The following is an 18,258-nucleotide window of genomic DNA, read 5'->3' as shown; positions in this document are numbered from 1 at the left end:
GAGAACGATGCGAGGAGGTCGGTGGAGATGTTCCTCGCTCTGCTTGTGAGCGGTCTGGTCGTTGTCGCACTGGTGGGAATCGCGCTGTTCGTCTTCGGTCTGCGACGACGGCTGATCCAGCGCTCCGGCGGCACCTTCGACTGCAGCCTGCGGTGGAACGTCCGCGAGGGGACGGATCTCTCCGGCAAGGGCTGGGTGTACGGCGTCGCGCGCTACAGCGGTGACCGGATCATGTGGTTCCGCGTGTTCTCGTACGCCCCTCGGCCCCGCAGGACTCTCGAGCGCTCGGCGATCGAGGTCGTCGCCCGCCGCACTCCCGAGGGCGAGGAGGAGCTGGCGCTGCTCTCCGACGCGGTGGTGCTGGGTTGTCTGCACCGCGGGACCCGGCTGGAGCTGGCGATGAGCGAGGACGCGCTCACCGGCTTTCTCGCCTGGCTGGAGGCGGCACCGCCCGGGCAACGAGTCAATGTGGCTTAAATAGGGCTTTCTCGTTGGATGGGGGTCCCCCCGGACGGAGTCTGGGGGAGGGTCAATGTGGCTTAGGCAAAGCGCCTGAAACGGCGAAAGGGGCCGGGGAGAGCGATCTCCCCGGCCCCTTCGCGTACGGCTAGCCCAGTCCGCTGTTGATCGCGCTGACCAGCTCTCCGTTCGTGGTGTCACCGCTGAACTCCCAGAAGAACGCGCCTCCCAGGCCCTGACCCTTCGCCCAGCTCATCTTCGAGTTGACGGTCGAAGGAGTGTCGTAGCTCCACCAGTTGCTGCCGCAGTGCGCGTACGCCGTGCCGGCGACCGTGCCGTTGGCCGGGCAGCTGTTCTTGAGGACCTTGTAGTCCTCGATGCCCTGTTCGTACGTGCCGGGGGCCGGTCCGCTCGCCGAGCCGCCCGGTGCGGACTGCGAGACGCCGGTCCAGCCGCGGCCGTAGAAGCCGATGCCGAGCAGCAGCTTCGAGGAGGGCACGCCCTTCGCCTTGAACTTGGCAATCGCCTCTGCGGAGTTGAAGCCCGCCTGCGGGATGCCGGGGTACGAGGTCAGCGGCGAGTGCGGGGCCGTCGGACCCTGCGCCGCCCAGGCGCCGAAGAAGTCATACGTCATCACGTTGTACCAGTTGAGGTACTGCGCCGCGCCGCCGTAGTCGGCCGCGTCGATCTTGCCGCCGGACGAGGCATCCGCCGTGACCGCCGCGGTGACCAGGTTGTTCGTGCCGAACCTGGCGCGCATGGCCTGCATCATGTTCTTGAACGCGGCAGGGCCGCTGGTGTCACAGGACAGACCACAGGCGTTCGGGTACTCCCAGTCCAGGTCGATGCCGTCGAAGACATCGGCCCAGCGCGGGTCCTCGACCAGCTGGTAGCAGGAGTCGGCGAACGCTGCCGGGTTGGCCGCGGCCTGGCCGAAGCCGCCGGACCAGGTCCAGCCGCCGAACGACCAGAGCACCTTGATGTGCGGGTACTTCGCCTTCAGCTTGCGCAGCTGGTTGAAGTTGCCGCGCAGCGGCTGGTCCCAGGTGTCGGCTACGCCGTCGACGGACTGGTCGGCGGTGTACGCCTTGTCGTAGTCGGCGTAGGCGTCACCGATGGTGCAGCGGCCGCCGGTGACATTGCCGAAGGCGTAGTTGATGTGGGTGATCTTCGCCGCGGAGCCCGAGGTGTCCAGGTTCTTCACGTGGTAGTTGCGGCCGTAGACGCCCCACTCCGTGAAGTAGCCGAGCTTGATCTTGTTGCCGGGCTGCGGGTCGGGCGGGGTGCCGGTGGTGCGCACGGCGCGGGCGCCGCTGACCGGCCCGGTCTGGTCGACGGTGTCACGCGCCTGGATCGAGTACGAGTAGTCCGTGCCGGCGGTCAGGCCGGTGTTGGTGTACGTGAGTCCGGTGACGGTCGCGACCTTGGTGCCGTCGCGGAGCACGTCGTAGTTCTTGATGCCCTTGTCGTCGGTGGCGGCCGTCCAGCTGAGCGTCACCGCGGTGTTGGTGATGTTGCTCGCGCTCGGAGTGCCGGGCGCGGACGGCGGGTTGTCGCCGGGGATGGTGCCGCCGTCGCAGGAGCCACCGTTGATCTTGCAACCGGACGGCGAGCCGAAGCCGGTGCCGTTGAAGCCGAAGGAGATGGAGGCGCCCGGGGCGAGGGTGCCGTTCCAGCTCTTGTTCTTGCCGGTCCAGTGGGTGCCGGAGCTGGTGACGTCGGCGTCCCAGGCCGAGGTGACGGCGGTTCCGGAGGGGAAGTCCCACTCGACGGTCCACGAGCTGAGCGTCGTGGTTCCGGTGTTCTTCACCGTCCACTTGCCTTCGAAGCCGGTGCCCCAGTCTTGGGTCTTGGCGTAGGTGGCGGTCGCCGAAGTGGCTGCCTCGGCGGGAGTGGCGAGGCCGACCATGGCGGCCAGCGGGAGCACCAGCGCGGTCAGGGCCGCGACGATTCTCGATCTGGATCTGGATCTGTGTCTGGTTCCGGTGCTGTGCAGTGGGGATTGCGTGTTCACGCGTGCTCCTCGAGGAGGTCCGGACGATCGGGGGTGGTCCGTGCACTGCGCACCCTGCGTGGCTCACCGCAGTGGGTGTTGCGGTGAGAGTAGGAAGGTCTGGACCAATCGTCAATAGGTCCAGACCATAGGTGTGACGGGTGCTTCAGAGGGGCAAGTCAGACACCCAACTCCTGCGCCAGCACCGCCGCTTGGACCCGGCTGCGCAGCTCCAGTTTGGCCAGGAGGCGGCTCACATGGGTTTTCACCGTCGCATCCGCCATCGAGAGCCGCACCGCGATCTCGGCGTTCGACAGGCCCTCGCCGAGACACGAAAGGACCTCGCGCTCGCGCCTGGTGAGCACATCGAGGATCGCCGGATCGGGCGCGTCCGGCGACCGTACGGGCGTCGGCGAGGCGAACTCCGCGATCAGCCGGCGCGTCACGGCCGGCGCGATCAGCCCCTCGCCGCCCGCCACCGTGCGCACCGCCGCCAGCAGATCCCTGGCGTCGGTGTTCTTCAGCAGAAAACCCGCCGCGCCGGCCCGCAGCGCACCGAAGACATACTCGTCCAGATCGAACGTCGTCAGCACGAGCACATCCGCGAGCCGCTCCGCCACCACCTGCCGGGTCGCCGACACCCCGTCCAGACGCGGCATCTGAACGTCCATCAGCACCAGATCGGGCCGCAGCTCACGGGCGAGCCGCACCGCCGCCTCGCCGTCCGCGGCCTCACCGACGACCTCGATGTCCGGCGCGCTGCCGAGGATCAGGATCAGACCGGCGCGTACGGCACTCTGGTCCTCCGCCACCAGTACCCGGATCGTCATGGCCGCGCGTTCCCTTCGTCGACGGGCAGTTCGGCCCGTACCTGCCAGATCTTCACGCCCTCGGCGGCGGTGACCGGACCCGACGCGAACTCACCGCCCAGCAGCGCCACCCGCTCGCGCATCCCGACGAGACCGGCTCCCGAGCCCGGGGCACGCGGACCCGGGCGGTCGCCGTACGGGCTGGTGATCTCCACGGTCAGCGTCCGCCGGTCCTGGACCAGAGCGACCGAGACCTCGCCGGGCGACGCGTGCTTGAGCGCGTTGGTCAGCGACTCCTGGATGATGCGGTACGCGGCGAGCTCCACCGGCGCCGGCAGCGGCACGCCCTCGTCGCGCCGGTCGGCGAGCGCGAACTCCAGACCGCTGGACGCGCCACTGGTCCGCGCCTGCGCGAGCAGCGCGTCGACCGCGGCCAGGGTCGGCGCCGCGGCGGGCTCGTTTCCGCCACCGCTGTCCCGCAGCAGCCCGATGAGCCGACGCATTTCGGCCAGACCCTCCACGCTGTTCTCGCGGATCACCGACAGCGCGTCGCGGCTGGTTTTCGGCTCGTCGATGGAGAGCGCGGCCGTGGAGTGAATGGCGATCGCCGAGAGATGGTTGGCCACCATGTCGTGCAGCTCGCGGGCCATCCGGGCGCGTTCCGCGGTCACCGCCTGCGTACGGTCGATCTCGGCGAGCAGCGCGGTCTGCTCGGCCCGCAGCCGCGCCGCCTCGGCCGCGTCGCGATGCGTGCGCACGCTCACTCCGGTCCAGGCCGGCGCCACGGTCACCAGACCGAAGAGCAGGCCCACCAGGATGGCCTCCGCCTGCTGGAAGACGACCAGCAGGGTGACCGTGACGGCGGCGGTGGCCATCATCGACACGGCGGGGATACGGCGGGCCGCGGCGGGTGAGCCGTACAGCACGGCCGCGTAGACCAGATCCGTGAAGAGCGCGATGGTGCCGACGTTGCCAGCCGTGAACTGGTCGGCGAGCATCGCCGCGCAGCCGATGGCCAGCGCGGTGCTCGGCATCGTCCGGCGCAGCAGCTCGGCCGCGCTCATCACCGCCAGCGGCAGCAGCGCCAGCCAGCGCGGGCCGACGCCCTGCTCGCGGTGCGTGTCCAGACCCAGCGCCCACAGCAGCAGGCCGCCGAGGAGTCCGGCGACGGCGATGAGTACATCGTCGCGGTGGGGGCGGGGGAGACCGGTCACGCACCCATCAAACACGGCGGGCGGCGTGCGGTCCTCCACGTCCCGGGTGAAGCCCTGCCGCATCGCGCTACATCGAAGGATGCAGTGCCACTTCGTCACTGGCGACGACGATCGGCGGCCTTGGGGACGGGAGCCTTGAAGGGAACCGAGAGAGGAGAGTGCCGTGATCGTCACGCTGATCGTGATCTGCGAGGTGGGCTTCTGGGTGCTGCTGGCAGCCGGACTCGCCACCCGCTATCTGCTGAAGATGCCGCGCCTGGGAGCGGGCCTGCTGCTCCTGGAGCCGCTGCTGGAGATCGTGCTGCTCGTCGTGACGGCGATCGACCTCAAGAACGGCGCGGAGCCGGACTGGAAGCACGGGCTCGCGGCGCTCTACATCGGCTACACGGTCGCGTACGGCCACTACACGATCAAGTGGATCGACGCCCGCGTCGCCCACCGCTTCGCGGGCGGCCCGCCGCCGGTGAAACCGCCGCAGTACGGCACGGCCCGGGCCAAGCACGAGGCAAAGCTGTGGCTGCGCACGGTGCTGGCCGCCGCGGTCGCCGTCGCCCTGCTGCAGATCGCGATCTGGTACGTCGGGGACGACGGCCGGACGGGCTCGCTCAGCTCCTGGCAGTTCACCGCGCTGAGGGCAGCCGGCATCCACGGCCTGATCGCGCTCACGTACACGATCTGGCCGAAGAAGCAGCCGGCTGAGGCGAAGTCCGAACGCAAGCCGGTCCGGATCGAGCGCTAGCGCTCTCCGCCGGGGACCCGGAGCACGTCGCCGACTTCCTTGTTCGCCGTCCTCGCCAGGATGCTGCATTTTCCGGGGGGCGACCCCCGGACCCCCGGCAGGGGGTGTGTCCGGGGCCGGAGTCAGCGTTCTCCGCCGGGGACCCAGAGCACGTCTCCGACTTCCTTGTTCGCCGTCCTCGCCAGGATGAACAGGAGGTCGGACAGGCGGTTGAGGTAGGTCGCCGTCAGCGGGTTCATCGTCTCGCCGTGGACCTCGAGCGCCGCCCACGTCGAGCGCTCCGCGCGGCGTACCACCGTGCACGCCTGGTGCAGCAGCGCCGCGCCCGGTGTGCCGCCCGGCAGGATGAAGCTGCGGAGCTTCTCCAGCTCCTCGTTGAACCGGTCGCAGTCCGCCTCGAGCCGGTCGATGTAGAACTGCTCGACCCGCAGCGGCGGGTACTCGGGGTCCTGGACCACCGGCGTCGACAGGTCCGCGCCCACGTCGAACAGGTCGTTCTGGACGCGGACGAGGACCTTGACGACGTCCTCGGAAAGCTGTCCGAGCGCGATCGCCGTCCCAAGGACGGCATTCGCCTCATTTGCGTCGGCGTACGCGGCGATCCGCAGATCCGTCTTGGCAGTCCTGCTCATGTCGCCGAGCGCCGTGGTGCCCTGGTCGCCGGTACGGGTGTAGATGCGCGTCAGATTGACCATGGGTCCAGCGTAGTTACGCACCGGCCGTCGTGGCACGCGGGCGCCTGCGAACCGCTGCCGAAGGCGCGCCCGTGCACGGCGCGGCGGGGCTACCGGAGGGGCTCAATTACTCAGTACGGCCCATGGAATGGCGCGTACCGGTGTGATGTCCGTCAGCTGAGACGTGACGCGCATCTCTTCACCGCCACACGGCACCTCACGAGCGCTAACCTCCGCCGGAGAGCAGAAATGTAAACAGGTGTTAAGGGGTGCCGCAGTGGCCAGGAAGCTCGCCGTCATCGGAGCCGGACTCATGGGGTCCGGTATCGCGCAGGTCTCGGCCCAGGCGGGCTGGGACGTCGTGCTGCGTGATGTCACCGACGAGGCCCTGACCCGCGGCACCGACGGCATCAAGGCCTCGTACGACAAGTTCGTCGCCAAGGGCAAGCTCGAAGCGGCGGACGCGGACGCGGCGTTGGCGCGCATCACCGCCACCACCGAGCTGGACGCCGTCGCCGACGCGGACATCGTCGTCGAGGCGGTCTTCGAGAAGCTCGAGGTCAAGCACGAGATCTTCCGCGCGCTGGACAAGATCGTGCGCGAGGACGCCGTACTCGCCTCCAACACCTCCGCCATCCCGATCACCAAGATCGCGGCGGTGACGGAGCGTCCGGAGCGCGTCGTCGGCGCGCACTTCTTCTCGCCCGTCCCGATGATGCAGCTGTGCGAGCTCGTACGCGGCTACAAGACGAGCGACGAAACCCTCGCCACCACACGGGAGTTCGCCGAGTCCGTCGGCAAGACCTGCATCGTCGTCAACCGCGACGTCGCCGGTTTTGTCACCACCCGGCTCATCTCGGCGCTCATCGTCGAGGCCGCGAAGCTGTACGAATCGGGCGTCGCGTCCGCCGAGGACATCGACATCGCCTGCAAGCTGGGCTTCGGTCACGCGATGGGCCCGCTCGCCACCGCGGATCTGACCGGCGTCGACATCCTGCTGCACGCCACGAGCAACATCTACACCGAGTCCCAGGACGAGAAGTTCGCGCCCCCGGAGCTGATGCGCCGGATGGTGGACGCCGGTGACATCGGCCGGAAGAGCGGGCAGGGCTTCTACAAGCACTGACCCTCATCGACCGGTTTGGTATCACCCTCTGGGGTGAATTCGGTATCGGTTCGCTTACAGACGGCAACTTCCTTGCCCACGGGGCAGTCAGTTGTTGCAAGACAGAACAAGCACAGAAGTCGCAAGGCAGATCAAGGCAGGGCAAGGCAGAGAGCCGCCAGAGACAAGCCAACAGGGCACTGACGCACTCACGGGGAGCGCATATGCACATCAGGGGCGACCACGCCGAGCTGGTCGTCGGGGGCCGCCTCGACGTCCGCAGCGCGGCGGACGCCCGTACGGTCCTGCACACGGCCGTCGACGACGGAGTCGGCGACCTGGTGCTCGACCTGACCGGCCTCGACTCCTGGGACGCCACCGGGCTCGGGGTCATCATGGGGGCGCACCGGCGCGCCGGCCGGTGCGGACGAAGACTGGTGCTGCGCGGAGTGCCGCCACAGATGCAGCGGCTGCTGGTCGCGACCAGGCTGCATCGCATCCTCGCGATCGAGGGCGGCATCGAAGCGGAATCGCTTCCTCGGGTGTGACCCGGGGGACCGGGCAGGTGGTCCCGGGGGACGGTACGACGTGGGCAATCCTCACGAGAATGTGACGTGACGGGCGGGGCGGCACCCCGCCCGTTCGGTGATACTGAGCGAGCGTCTAGGGTTCGGTCCGCCTGACCTTTGACAAACCCACACGGCGGGCACCGGACCGAAGCGAAGCGGGGCGTGCAGAAAGGCCGGGAGGGACATCGGCACGCTACTCGCCGCCAGGACAATGTCCGGGCGGTGACGAACCTATGCGAAACGCATCTGGGGGGCTTGGACCATGGACAACGACAGTTTCGGCGAGGGCGCGGGTCAGGCGCGTACCCCGCGCGACCCCAACACGCCCGACTTCGGACAGTCCCTGCCGGCGCTCGCCCGCACCGTCCAGCTCGTCTCGGGCGACTTCCTGCTCACCGTCAATCCCGTCGACGGCAGTGAGATAGAACCCTGCCCGCCGGGAGAGCAGCCGGCAGCCCCGGCCAAGCACACCGCCGCGGAACGGGCCGAGTTGCAGCGAGCGGCCCGGCCGCCCGTCCCGGCGGGACCGCCCGGGCCACGGCTTCCGCTGCTGGAGCGCGACGAGGAGCATGAACGGCTGGTGCGGCTGCTGGGCCGCGGCCGTTCCGTACGGCTCACCGGACCCGCCGGCTCCGGGCGCAGCACGCTGCTCGACATCGTCGCGGAGGAGTGCGCCGACCTCGCGCCCGACGGAGTCGTACGCCTCAACGGCCACCACCGCACGCCCGCCGACCTGATCCACGAGCTCTTCGCGGCCGTCCACAAGGCACCGCGGCACCGGCCGGACCGTGCCGGTCTGCTGACGTACGTCCGTGAGATCGGCGCGATCGTCGTCCTCGACGACCTGGAGTTCGGGGGCGCGGCACTCGGCGAACTGCTGGACGCGGCACCCGAGTGCGCCTTCCTCGTCGCCGCCACACCCGACGTCGCGGCGCCCGCCACCGACTCGCACCTCGAAGAGGTCTTCCTCAGCGGCCTCGGCCGCGGCGCCTCGCTGGAACTGCTCCAGCGGACCGTGGAGCGGCCGCTCACCGAGGAAGAGGCGAACTGGGCCGGCGACCTCTGGTTCGAGTCCGAGGGCCTGCCGCTGCGCTTCGTGCAGGCGGGCGCGCTGCTGCGGCAGGCCGACGCCCTGCGTGCCGATCCCGAGGCCTTCGAGGCGTACGCGCCGTTCGACGCGGCCGAAGGCAATGACGTACCGCTGCCGACGCTGGGGGAGGGCGCCGCACCCGCGGCCCTGCTCGCCTCCCGGCTCAGCGAGTCCGCCCGCGCGACCCTGCGGTTCGCCGTCGCGCTCGGCGGCGAAGTCCCGCACCAGGCGCATCTGCCGGCGCTCGTCGGCGACACACACGCGGACGCCGCGCTCGGCGAACTGATGAGCTGCGGTCTTGTCTCTCCCGTCGGCACCCGTTACCGCCTGGCCGCCGGAGTGCTGGCGCAGCTGACGGACAAGGGATACGCCGACGATCCGACCGGCCACGCGCACACCGCCGCCCAGCACTACGCCTGGTGGGCCGGACACCCGTCCGTCACGCCCGAGCGCGCGGTGGCCGAGTCGGACGCCGTACTCGCCGCCCTGGCCGCGCTCGTGCCGGGTCAGGAGGCCGGTCACCACAGCACGGCCGTCCTGCTCGCCCGCAGCGCCGCGCCCGTCTTCGCGGCGGGGCTGCACTGGGGCGCGTGGGAGCGGGTGCTGCGCGTCGGCTCGGAAGCCGCCCGGATAGCGGGCGAAGTAGCCGAAGAGGCGTACTTCCACCACGAACTGGGCGTCCTCGCGCTCTGCACCGGCAGCCTCGACCGGGCACGTGCCGAACTCGAAGCCTCGATCGCCATGCGCGGTGCGCTCGCCGACAAGCGCGGCACGGTCGCGGGACGCCGGGCACTGGCACTCGTCGCGGACCGCACAGGCGGCCGCCCGTCGTCCGGCGAGGAGGTGCCGGCCGCCCGCCACGAGGAGTCCGCTTCGCCGCCGGGAGGCGTGCCTGCGGCGCTGCCGCTGGGTCTCGCGGCCGAGCAGCTGAGGCGTCCCAAGGAAGAGTCGGAGACGCTGGTGTCGAGCCAGTCGGGTCCGACCGGCGGCTCGAAGCCCAGCCGCCGCACGGTCTTCGGCGGCGCCCGCCGCAACCTGGTCGCCGCGGGCGCGGGAGCACTGCTCGCCGCGGTGCTCGGCACGGTGGTGACGCTCGGCGCGACCTCGGACCAGGAGGACGCGCCCGGCAACAACGTCAGGAACGGCCAGTCGGCGAACGAGGACGACGCGCAGGACGGCCTGGACGCGGACGAGCCGGCGGCGGACTCGACGGACAGCCCGAAGGACCCGTCCAAGGTCCCGACGCCGTCGGGGTCGGTGACGCCGGGCGAGAGCTCGTCGGCGGGGAACTCTTCGGAGCCGGGCGGGGAGCCGTCGCCGTCGAGTTCTTCGAAGCCGGGGGACAAGCCGTCGTCGCCGAAGCCTCCGAAGCCTCCGACGACGTCGGGTAGGCCGACAACGTCCAACCCGCCTTCGGGCACACCGTCCGGAACGCCTTCCGGCACTCCGTCGACCAGTCCTACGCCGTCCACCACGCCGACCACGCCCGCCGGTGGCCCGGAGGGCTCCACCTCGGCCAGCGCCCCCATCAGCAGCGCCCCCGCGTCCGCAACAAGCTCGGCCGCGACAACCCCCGTCATCTGACAAACGGTCCGGGGCTTGCTCCTACGAGCCCGCCCCGGACCGCTTCAGCGCACGGGCCTCAGAACAGCCGCAGCTTGTCGTCCTCAATGCCCCGCATCGCGTTGTAGTCCAGCACCACGCACCCGATTCCGCGGTCCGTCGCCAGCACCCGCGCCTGCGGCTTGATCTCCTGAGCCGCGAACACACCCTTCACCGGCGCGAGATGAGGGTCCCGGTTCAGCAGCTCCAGATAGCGCGTGAGCTGCTCGACCCCGTCGATCTCGCCACGCCGCTTGATCTCCACCGCCACCGTCGCGCCGTCCGCGTCCCGGCACAGGATGTCCACCGGGCCGATGGCCGTGGGGTATTCGCGGCGGATCAGGCTGTAGCCCTCACCCAGCGTCTCGATCCGGTCGGCGAGCAGCTCCTGCAGATGCGCCTCGACCCCGTCCTTGATCAGCCCGGGGTCGACACCGAGCTCGTGCGACGAGTCATGGAGGATTTCCTCCATCGTAATGATCAGTTTCTCGCCTGCTTTGTTGATGACCGTCCATACGCTGTCGTCGCCCTCCTTCAGGGTGCACGGAGGCGACATCCAGTTCAGTGGTTTGTAAGCCCTGTCGTCCGCGTGGATGGAGACACTGCCGTCTGCCTTGACCAGGATCAGACGGGGTGCGGAGGGCAGGTGGGCGGTGAGCCGGCCCGCGTAGTCCACGGAGCAGCGGGCGATGACGAGACGCATGGTCGGCAACGCTACTCGACGCACGCCTCCGCGCGCGATTCCCCTCCTTCTCACCCGTCTCCGCAGTTGGCCGAGACCCGCCGGGTGGGCTCCCAATTCCCCTTTCGTTAATGGCTGGTTGTACTCCCAATCTCCTGGTGCCCGCCGGATGCGGCACTTACCGTGGATGCAGGAGGTCGTCGGTTGAGCACTCTGCGTCGTCATGCGTCATGCTCATGTCGACGTAACGGGCGTCTTCCTTCCCTGCCCGTAAGACCCCGTGATCCGGGGTCGCGAGAGGAGAACCCATGTCGCTCGACGTCTCACCGGCGCTGTTGGAACAGGCCGAGCGAGGCGAGGTCGACGAAGCGGAATTCGTCGACTGCGTCCGGACCTCCCTGCCCTTCGCATGGGAGATGATCAGTTCTCTGGTGGCTCAGCTGAAGGTCGACGGCGGGGACTTCGCCGACAACCAGACGCCTCCGCCGGACGAGCAGGCACGTGGTCAGCTGCTGCGTGCGCTCGCGAGTGACGCCATTCGCGGTGCGCTGCAACGGCACTTCGGAGTACGTCTGGCATTCCAGAACTGCCACCGAGTCGCGGTGTTCCCGCTGGACTCCTCAGTCGATGAGCGGCTTGCCCGCTTCACGTCCGTACGGGGCCAGTTGCTCAACCAGTCACCCGAACTGCGCGACTGCTGATGCCTTTTGCTGCCGCTCCGCATCGCGGGAGGTGCAACTGATGCCGGAGCGGCAGCACGCCCGGTGCGCTCGTGCGCGCCGGGGCTCAGGTCAGCAGCGGCAGCACTTCCGTGCCGAGCCGCCGTACGTTCTCCTCGGTGGCCGCAAGATCGCCGGAGCCCTCGGCGAGCAGAGCGAAGCGGGTGATGCCGGTCCGTTCGGCGGTGGCGGCGATACGGTCCGCGGCCAGCCGCGGCGGGCCCACCGGATGCAGCCCGCACAGCAGTTCCGTGTACGCCACGGGGTCCCGCATCGCGCGGTGCCGTCCGTCCACCGTCACATGCGCCTCCAGACCCTGCCTGAGCCAGCCCGGCATCGCCTTCAGCAGCGCCTCCGCCGCGTCGGGCCGGCGGTCCGCGATCTGGGCCACGCCCGCCGACACATGACCGGCGGCCAGCACGTCATCGGCCGGACGGCCCGCCGCGAGTGCGTGCTTGCGCCACTGGCGGACCATCTCCGCCTTCTCCTCGTCGCCGCAGTGCATCCCGAGCAGCATCGGCAGCCCGCGCTCGGCGGCGAGCCGCACGCTCTTCGGAGAGGTGCACGCGACGACCACTTCGGGGCCGTGCCCTGGGTCGTCGATCAGCTCGTCCGGGCGCGGCACGACCGGTACTTCACGGAAGGTGAATCGTTCACCCTGGGCGGCGACGCGGGGTTCGCGCAGCCAGCGGAGCAGCAGGTCCAGCGACTCCGGAAACCCCTTCTCGTACGCCTCGATACCCGAGCCGAAGACCTCCAGATCGACCCACGGCCCGCCCCGTCCCACGCCCAGCGAGAACCGTCCTCCGCTGGTGAGATGGAGCAAGGCCGCCTGCTCGCCGAGCGACACCGGATGGGCGGTCGGGAGCACGCTCACCGCCGTGCCCACGCGGATCCGGCGGGTGCGGCCGAGCAGCAGCGCGGCGAGTGTGACGGCCGACGGACACACGCCGTACGGCACGAAGTGGTGCTCGGCGAGCCACACCGAATCCAGTCCGGACTCCTCCGCGACCTCGGCGGACCGGACCGCGCGGTGCAGTGCCTCCCCCTGCCCCTGGCCCGGGAATTGGGCCGCCAGTACGAAAGTTCCCACGCGCATCGCCTATGCCTCCTTGCGGCCGACGCGTCACTCCCCCTATCGGCATTAACGTCTGACACGTGCCATAGGCACGGCCAGAAGTGAAGTTGTTGCGATTTTCCGGTAACTGCCCCCGGTGGGTGCCACGGTCTCACGCCGCAGGGTGCGTATACCCCGGACTTCGGCCTCTAGGCTGGATGGGAACTGTCCGGACTTGCCCCGTGAGGTGTCATCGTGTCCCCGCGCCGCAACCGCCCCAAAGGCGGCGACAAACCGCCCGTAGAAGCCGGTGACCAGGGCGACCGCTACGGCGGATTCGGCCGAAGCGAGAACTGGCAGGGCGAGGAGTGGTCCGTCCGTCACGTCGCCGGGGCAAGTGCCGTGGGCAAGCGGTACCGCTGCCCGGGCTGTGACCAGGAGATCCCGTCGGGTACGCCGCATGTCGTCGCCTGGCCGGAGCACGGCGGCGTCGAGGACCGCAGGCACTGGCACAAGGCGTGCTGGAACGCGAAGGACCGCCGCACCTCGCGGGTGCAGCGGTCCCGAAACTCGCCGAGATATTGAGCCGAGATGTTGAGCCCGGGCTACTGACCGGGCTCTGCCGAAGCCGTCAGACGTCCCGCGCCTTGAGCAGCGCGTACGCGCCGGCCATCGCCGCAGCCGTCACGCCCAGGATGATCAGCATCGGGTCCCAGCCCTGCGGTCCCGACTGGGCCACGGCGTTGTCGTAGAAGACGGCGAGCTGGTTCGGGATCGAGTACTCGAACAGCGCCTCGCGCAGGTCCGTCAACGACTCCGAGAACATGAACAACGCCAGCACCAGCGGCAGCAGCACGACGCCGATCATGACGGTGATCGCGCCCGCCGAGTGCCGGATCAGCGAGCCGATGGCCAGCGAGAGCAGACCGAGCAGCGCGACATAGAGGCCGACGCCGACCGTCGCCCGGAACCACTCCTCACTGGTGGGCGTGCCCTGGTCGATGATCGACACCTGGATGGCGCCCACCAGCGCGGCCATCGCCGTGGTGAGCGTGAAGACGAGCAGGAAGAAGACGATCGCCTTGGCGGTCAGCACCCGGGCCCGGCTCGGGCACGCGGTCAGCGTGGTCCTGATCATTCCGGTGCCGTACTCGGACGCGATCGTCAGCACGCCCAGCGTGATCACGCAGATGCTGCCGAGCAGCACGCCGAAGAAGCCGAGCGAGAGGATCGGCTGGCCCTCCAGATCGGGTTCCGAAGAGGCGACGACCACCGCGGAGAGGACGCCGAGGCCGAGCATCAGCACGATCATCACGCTCAGCGTCCACATGGTGGAGCGCACGGAACGGATCTTGGTCCACTCGGAGGCGAGCGCGTCGCCGAGGTGGGCCTTGCGGACCGGGATCGGCGAGGAGTACGAGGAGTACGCGGCGGCGGGCGCGCCCTGCTGCTGGTACGGGGTGGTCATCGGGCGTCCTCGGGCTTGTTCAGGTCGGCGGGGGCGGCGGCCGGCGGCATGCCCGGCCCAGCGGCGGGAGCGGGCCCGCCCGCGTACGGGTTCTGCACCGGCTGGCCCGGGTAGCCCGGCTGACCCTGCGGGACCGGCTGGCCGTGCTGGGGCGGCGGCGGGGCGTACCAGCCCTGCGACGGCACGTCCGGGATCTGCGGCTGCGGCGGCAGGTAGCCGGGAGGCTGCTGCTGCATCAGGCCCGACTTCTGGTCGGCCGTCGAGCGGTAGTCGACCGCGCCCTGCGTCATCCGCATGTACGCCTCCTCCAGTGAGGCCTGGTGCGGCGAGAGCTCCCACAGCCGGACGTCCGAGGAGTGCGCCAGATCGCTGATCCGCGGCAGCGGCAGACCGGTGACGCGCAGTGCGCCGTCCGGCTCCGACAGGACCTGTCCGCCGGCTTCCGTGATCGCGGCCGAGAGCTTCTCGCGCTGCTGCGGCTCGGTGTCCGGCGTACGCACCCGTGCGAAGTCCGCCGAGTTGTGCGAGATGAAGTCCTTGACGCTCATGTCCGAGAGCAGCTGCCCGCGGCCGATCACGATCAAGTGCTCGGCGGTCAGGGCCATTTCACTCATCAGGTGCGAGGAGACGAAGACCGTACGGCCCTCGGAGGCGAGCCGCTTCATCAGATTGCGGACCCACAGGATGCCCTCCGGGTCGAGGCCGTTGACCGGCTCGTCGAAGAGCAGCACCTGCGGATCGCCGAGCAGCGCGGCCGCGATGCCGAGCCGCTGGCCCATGCCGAGGGAGAAGCCCTTGGAGCGCTTTTTGGCCACGTCCTGCAGACCGACGACACCGAGCACCTCGTCCACCCGGCGGGCCGGAATGCCGGACAGCTGCGCCAGCGACAGCAGGTGGTTGCGGGCGCTGCGGCCGCCGTGCACGGCCTTGGCGTCGAGGAGCGCGCCGACCTGGCGCGGCGCGTTCGGCAGTTGCGCGAAGGGGCGGCCGCCGATGGTCACCCGTCCCTCGGTCGGGTTGTCGAGGCCGAGGATCATGCGCATCGTCGTCGACTTGCCCGCGCCGTTGGGGCCGAGGAACCCGGTGACGGCACCGGGCCGTACCTGGAAGGAAAGGTTGTACACGGCCGTCTTCGCGCCATAGCGCTTTGTCAGGCCGACTGCCTCGATCATTCTCCAGCCCCATCGACTTTCGGTCGTCGGGGCACAGGCCACATTTTTGGCCGTACGCCCCCGTAAGAGTTAGGAGGATATCCGTGCCTTGACGGTTCCGGCCAAGCCGTAACGCTACGGTCTCGGCGGGAGCGAGTCGCCGAGCGGCGGCAGATCGTCGTAGAGCCGCAGTTCGGCGGAGTCGTCGAGGTACGGAAGGAAGTCCGTCTGCGGCAGCACCCAGCCCTCGGAACCGAAGATCCGCGTGCCCTCCTCGCGCAGCGCACGGTCCGCGCCGGCCTTCTTCACCCAGGTCACCGGATCGGGTCCGAGCAGCTCACGCAGCCTGGGCGAGGCCGCCAGCAGCGAGGCGAGCAGCTCGGACTGGTCACCGCCGCCGGGCCGCGGCCTGCCGTCGGGACCCGCGAGCACGCCGTGCGAGCTGAAGTAGATGTACGCGCCGCCGAGCCGCTCCCCGGACGGCATCGTCATCGGGAAGTCGCCGCCGGGGAGTATCGCCCGGCGGTAGTCGGGAAACTCGGTGTCGTCGACGGCCTTCAGCTGGGTGGAATCCAGCCAGGCGACCACGAGGACGGCTTCGGAACCCGGGTCGACGTACGGAGTGCCCGCGACATAGCCGGCCGGGCTGATGTGCCCGGAGCAGCCAACGCCGATGCCCTGCACCCGCACCGGCACCATCGGCACCGTCGCCGGAATGCCGAGCCGGGTGAGCTTGTGGCTGACCTGCCCCGGCGAGGCGTTGGAGCCCACCGAGATCACCGGATGGCGGCGGCCCGTCACGACCTGGCCGAGGCCGGAGAGCGCATCGTCCAGGAGCTTCTGCTCCGCCTGCTCCTCCACATACCACTCGCCGAGCCGCAGCGGGCGTACATCCAGATGCAGCAGCTCGTCACCGGAGAGCAGCGAAGGCTCGGTGGTGGGGCGGCCCGGATAGGTCAGCGGTTCCTTGGCCGGCACTCCGTCCAGGCCCAGCGCTTCGAGGCTTCGGTCCTTCACGGGAGACGCCCTTCGGGTTGGTCGCGTGTACGGGCAGAGCCTTTCATGCAGGTCTACCCCTGCCGAGCGTACGGGACGCGTGTGCGCATTACGGTTGGCGCGGACGGCCACCGGGCGGGAAGATCTCTCGTGCACAGGAACTCGACGTCGGGAGGCGGAAGTTGAGCTGGTTGCCGGACTGGATGTGGCGACGCAGGCCGCATCCCCGGTATCGGACGTCGGTTCGCTGGTGGATCGCCGGACGTCCGGTCCACACCCTCATCCTGATGACGCTCTCCGGTCTTGCCGTGTTCGCCACGGCGATCGCCGTGGCCTGGACGCTCACCGAGAAGTCCGGGCGCAGCGTCGGCGAGCGGCTGGGCGACGGCGAAGGGCTGCTGAACCTCGCGCTGGAGGCGCTGCGGGCCTGTGTCGGGACCGACAGTCTCAGCCCGGAGAAGGACAGCCTGGCCCATCAACTGCTGGCCACGCTCGCCTCGTTGACCGGTGCGCTGGCGCCCGCGGTACTGCTCGGCATCGTCCTGATCAAGATGTTCGCGCTGCGTCCGTTCGTCTGGCGGCGGCGGGCGAGCATCTCGCACGCCTGGGCCGCCGACTTTCCCGGCTATGCGCGCCTGCACGCCGAGAGCGACGACGCGATCATCGCGGTCCGCTTCTACAACCACCTCGACAACCTCTCGGTCGTCGATCTGAAGGCCCGGGTCCATCTGCGGTATCTGGAGCGCTCGCCGCACGACGGCAGCCTCGTCATCTACAAGAAGTGGCTCAGGGTCCTCGACGAGAAGGGCGAGCCGGCGGACGAGCGGTCCTGGCTCGCGGTGGAGCGCGGTGCGCCCTTCACCGTGTGGATACCCGTCGACGCGCCCGTGTCGCAGCTGCCCGTAGGCCGGATCCAGGGCAAGGACCTTTCCAGCTCGCACGGCGCCAAACTGCTGGTGCGGCTAACCGCGCGGACCGTCGGCATGGGCACCGAAGTCGTCGACGAGCGCTGGTTCGACCTCGGCGGCGACGACTTCGAGACCGGCCGCTTCGTACCGCTGGAGCCCAATCTCGCCAAGGACGTGTGGAGCTGGCGCGGCTGGAAGGACTTCGACGAGCTGCTGCCCGACGAAGGCACTCCGCCGCCTCCTACGCGTCCCGCTTCTTGAGCACCAGATAGCCGCCGATCAGCGCCGCGATCACCCAGAGCACCATGATCCCGAGCCCGGCCCAGGGCCCGTACGGCGCCGGGTCGCTGCCCATCGCGTCCGGCACCACCTGCATGATCTTGGAGCCGGCCTGGTCCGGGAAGTACTGGGCGACGTCCTTCGCGCCCGCGACCGCCGCGAGGATCTGTGAGACCAGGAAGAAGAACGGCATCAGGATGCCGAGCGACAGCATCGAACTGCGCAGCATCGTTGCCACGGCCATCGAGAACAGCGCGATCAGGCCCATGTACAGACCGCCGCCGACGACCGCGCGCAGCACGTTGTCCTCGCCGATCGTCGTCCGGTGGTCGCCGAGCAGCGCCTGGCCGAGGAAGAACGAGACAAAGCTGGTCGCCATCCCGACGCCCAGCGCCAGAGCCGTGGCCACCGCCATCTTGCTGAAGAGGAAGGTGGCGCGCTGCGGTACGGCGGCGAGCGAGGTGCGGATCATGCCGGAGCTGTACTCCGTGCCGACCACCAGCACGCCGAAGACCACCATCGCCAGCTGACCGAGGACCATTCCCGAGAAGCTCAGGAACGTCGGGTCGAAGGTGACCTGCTCCTCCCGGGACAGATCGTCGAACGTCGCCTTCATCACCGCGCTGAGCGCGGCGCTCAGGGCAACGGTGACGACAAACGCGCTGACCAGCGTCCAGGTCGTCGAGGAGACCGTACGGATCTTGGTCCATTCGGACTGCAGGACCGCGGGCACCGAGGCCATGG

Annotated in this window: 18 protein-coding genes; 8 read left to right on the top strand and 10 right to left on the bottom strand. The window is 69.6% G+C overall.

The window, feature by feature from the left end; all coding sequences use genetic code 11:
• Nucleotides 1-27 precede the first annotated feature (27 nt).
• Nucleotides 28-477, top strand: a complete 450-nt coding sequence (locus ACH4YL_RS08160; protein ID WP_398505968.1) for a DUF2550 domain-containing protein — start codon at nt 28-30, stop codon at nt 475-477.
• 130 nt (nt 478-607) lie between these two features.
• Here the strand turns inward: ACH4YL_RS08160 and ACH4YL_RS08155 are convergent, their stop codons facing one another.
• The 3 genes from ACH4YL_RS08155 to ACH4YL_RS08145 all read right to left on the bottom strand — a co-directional run bounded on the left by ACH4YL_RS08155 (nt 608) and on the right by ACH4YL_RS08145 (nt 4,475).
• Nucleotides 608-2,368: a glycosyl hydrolase family 18 protein gene (locus ACH4YL_RS08155; RefSeq protein WP_398506621.1), complete on the bottom strand. Its 1,761-nt coding sequence runs from the start codon at nt 2,366-2,368 to the stop codon at nt 608-610.
• A gap of 263 nt (nt 2,369-2,631) precedes the next feature.
• Nucleotides 2,632-3,282, bottom strand: a complete 651-nt coding sequence (locus tag ACH4YL_RS08150; RefSeq protein ID WP_398505966.1) for a response regulator — start codon at nt 3,280-3,282, stop codon at nt 2,632-2,634.
• The gene (locus tag ACH4YL_RS08145) at nt 3,279-4,475 is read right to left on the bottom strand and encodes a sensor histidine kinase (protein ID WP_398505964.1); all 1,197 of its coding nucleotides are present in this window, start codon (nt 4,473-4,475) and stop codon (nt 3,279-3,281) included. Before ACH4YL_RS08145 ends, ACH4YL_RS08150 begins: the two co-directional genes overlap by 4 nt.
• A 163-nt stretch (nt 4,476-4,638) precedes the next feature.
• Here ACH4YL_RS08145 and ACH4YL_RS08140 point away from each other — a divergent pair, with 163 nt between their 5' ends.
• Entirely contained in the window at nt 4,639-5,214 is a 576-nt protein-coding gene (locus tag ACH4YL_RS08140; protein WP_398505962.1) for a hypothetical protein, read from the top strand.
• A gap of 122 nt (nt 5,215-5,336) precedes the next feature.
• Here ACH4YL_RS08140 and ACH4YL_RS08135 read toward each other — a convergent pair whose 3' ends face one another.
• Complete coding sequence (locus ACH4YL_RS08135; protein ID WP_398505960.1) at nt 5,337-5,909, bottom strand: cob(I)yrinic acid a,c-diamide adenosyltransferase; 573 nt, start codon at nt 5,907-5,909, stop codon at nt 5,337-5,339.
• Between the two features lie 256 nt (nt 5,910-6,165).
• On the opposite strand from ACH4YL_RS08135, the gene ACH4YL_RS08130 reads away from it, so the two are divergent.
• The 3 genes from ACH4YL_RS08130 (at nt 6,166) to ACH4YL_RS08120 (ending at nt 10,236) form a co-directional block, all read left to right on the top strand.
• Nucleotides 6,166-7,014, top strand: coding sequence for a 3-hydroxyacyl-CoA dehydrogenase family protein (locus ACH4YL_RS08130; protein WP_398505958.1), 849 nt, complete (start codon nt 6,166-6,168; stop codon nt 7,012-7,014).
• A 203-nt stretch (nt 7,015-7,217) separates the two neighbouring features.
• Nucleotides 7,218-7,541 (top strand): STAS domain-containing protein, encoded by a 324-nt coding sequence (locus ACH4YL_RS08125; protein WP_398505956.1) that lies wholly within the window; start codon nt 7,218-7,220, stop codon nt 7,539-7,541.
• A 283-nt stretch (nt 7,542-7,824) separates the two neighbouring features.
• Nucleotides 7,825-10,236 (top strand): ATP-binding protein, encoded by a 2,412-nt coding sequence (locus tag ACH4YL_RS08120; protein WP_398505954.1) that lies wholly within the window; start codon nt 7,825-7,827, stop codon nt 10,234-10,236.
• 58 nt (nt 10,237-10,294) lie between these two features.
• On the opposite strand, the gene nucS is transcribed toward ACH4YL_RS08120, so the two are convergent.
• Nucleotides 10,295-10,957 (bottom strand): endonuclease NucS, encoded by a 663-nt coding sequence (nucS, locus tag ACH4YL_RS08115; RefSeq protein ID WP_398505952.1) that lies wholly within the window; start codon nt 10,955-10,957, stop codon nt 10,295-10,297.
• Nucleotides 10,958-11,244: 287 nt separating this feature from the next.
• On the opposite strand from nucS, the gene ACH4YL_RS08110 reads away from it, so the two are divergent.
• Nucleotides 11,245-11,637 (top strand): SCO5389 family protein, encoded by a 393-nt coding sequence (locus ACH4YL_RS08110; protein ID WP_398505950.1) that lies wholly within the window; start codon nt 11,245-11,247, stop codon nt 11,635-11,637.
• A gap of 85 nt (nt 11,638-11,722) precedes the next feature.
• On the opposite strand, the gene ACH4YL_RS08105 is transcribed toward ACH4YL_RS08110, so the two are convergent.
• On the bottom strand, nt 11,723-12,754 hold the full coding sequence (locus tag ACH4YL_RS08105; RefSeq protein WP_398505949.1) for an LLM class flavin-dependent oxidoreductase: 1,032 nt from the start codon (nt 12,752-12,754) through the stop codon (nt 11,723-11,725).
• Nucleotides 12,755-12,967: 213 nt separating this feature from the next.
• Between ACH4YL_RS08105 and ACH4YL_RS08100 the strand changes: the two genes are divergently transcribed.
• Entirely contained in the window at nt 12,968-13,297 is a 330-nt protein-coding gene (locus ACH4YL_RS08100; RefSeq protein ID WP_398505947.1) for an ATP/GTP-binding protein, read from the top strand.
• A 46-nt stretch (nt 13,298-13,343) separates the two neighbouring features.
• On the opposite strand, the gene ACH4YL_RS08095 is transcribed toward ACH4YL_RS08100, so the two are convergent.
• From ACH4YL_RS08095 to ACH4YL_RS08085, 3 genes are all read right to left on the bottom strand, one after another.
• A complete protein-coding gene (locus ACH4YL_RS08095; RefSeq protein WP_398505945.1) occupies nt 13,344-14,180 on the bottom strand; it encodes an ABC transporter permease in 837 nt (278 codons plus the stop codon).
• Nucleotides 14,177-15,352, bottom strand: a complete 1,176-nt coding sequence (locus tag ACH4YL_RS08090) for an ATP-binding cassette domain-containing protein (RefSeq protein WP_398505944.1) — start codon at nt 15,350-15,352, stop codon at nt 14,177-14,179. The genes ACH4YL_RS08095 and ACH4YL_RS08090 overlap by 4 nt, the downstream gene beginning before the upstream one ends.
• Nucleotides 15,353-15,466: 114 nt before the next feature.
• Nucleotides 15,467-16,348: a hypothetical protein gene (locus ACH4YL_RS08085; protein ID WP_398505942.1), complete on the bottom strand. Its 882-nt coding sequence runs from the start codon at nt 16,346-16,348 to the stop codon at nt 15,467-15,469.
• A 266-nt stretch (nt 16,349-16,614) separates the two neighbouring features.
• Here ACH4YL_RS08085 and ACH4YL_RS08080 point away from each other — a divergent pair, with 266 nt between their 5' ends.
• Nucleotides 16,615-17,496 (top strand): hypothetical protein, encoded by an 882-nt coding sequence (locus ACH4YL_RS08080; protein WP_398505940.1) that lies wholly within the window; start codon nt 16,615-16,617, stop codon nt 17,494-17,496.
• On the opposite strand, the gene ACH4YL_RS08075 is transcribed toward ACH4YL_RS08080, so the two are convergent.
• Complete coding sequence (locus ACH4YL_RS08075) at nt 17,477-18,256, bottom strand: ABC transporter permease (protein WP_398505939.1); 780 nt, start codon at nt 18,254-18,256, stop codon at nt 17,477-17,479. The two genes, ACH4YL_RS08080 and ACH4YL_RS08075, sit on opposite strands and share 20 nt — an antisense overlap.
• Nucleotides 18,257-18,258: the final 2 nt, after the last annotated feature.

It is taken from the genome of Streptomyces sp. NPDC020681 (genome assembly GCF_044334895.1).
Classification (GTDB): Bacteria; Actinomycetota; Actinomycetes; order Streptomycetales; family Streptomycetaceae; genus Streptomyces.
The sequence above is the reverse complement of the archived record's forward strand: the minus strand, read 5'-3'. Positions and strand labels throughout refer to the sequence as shown.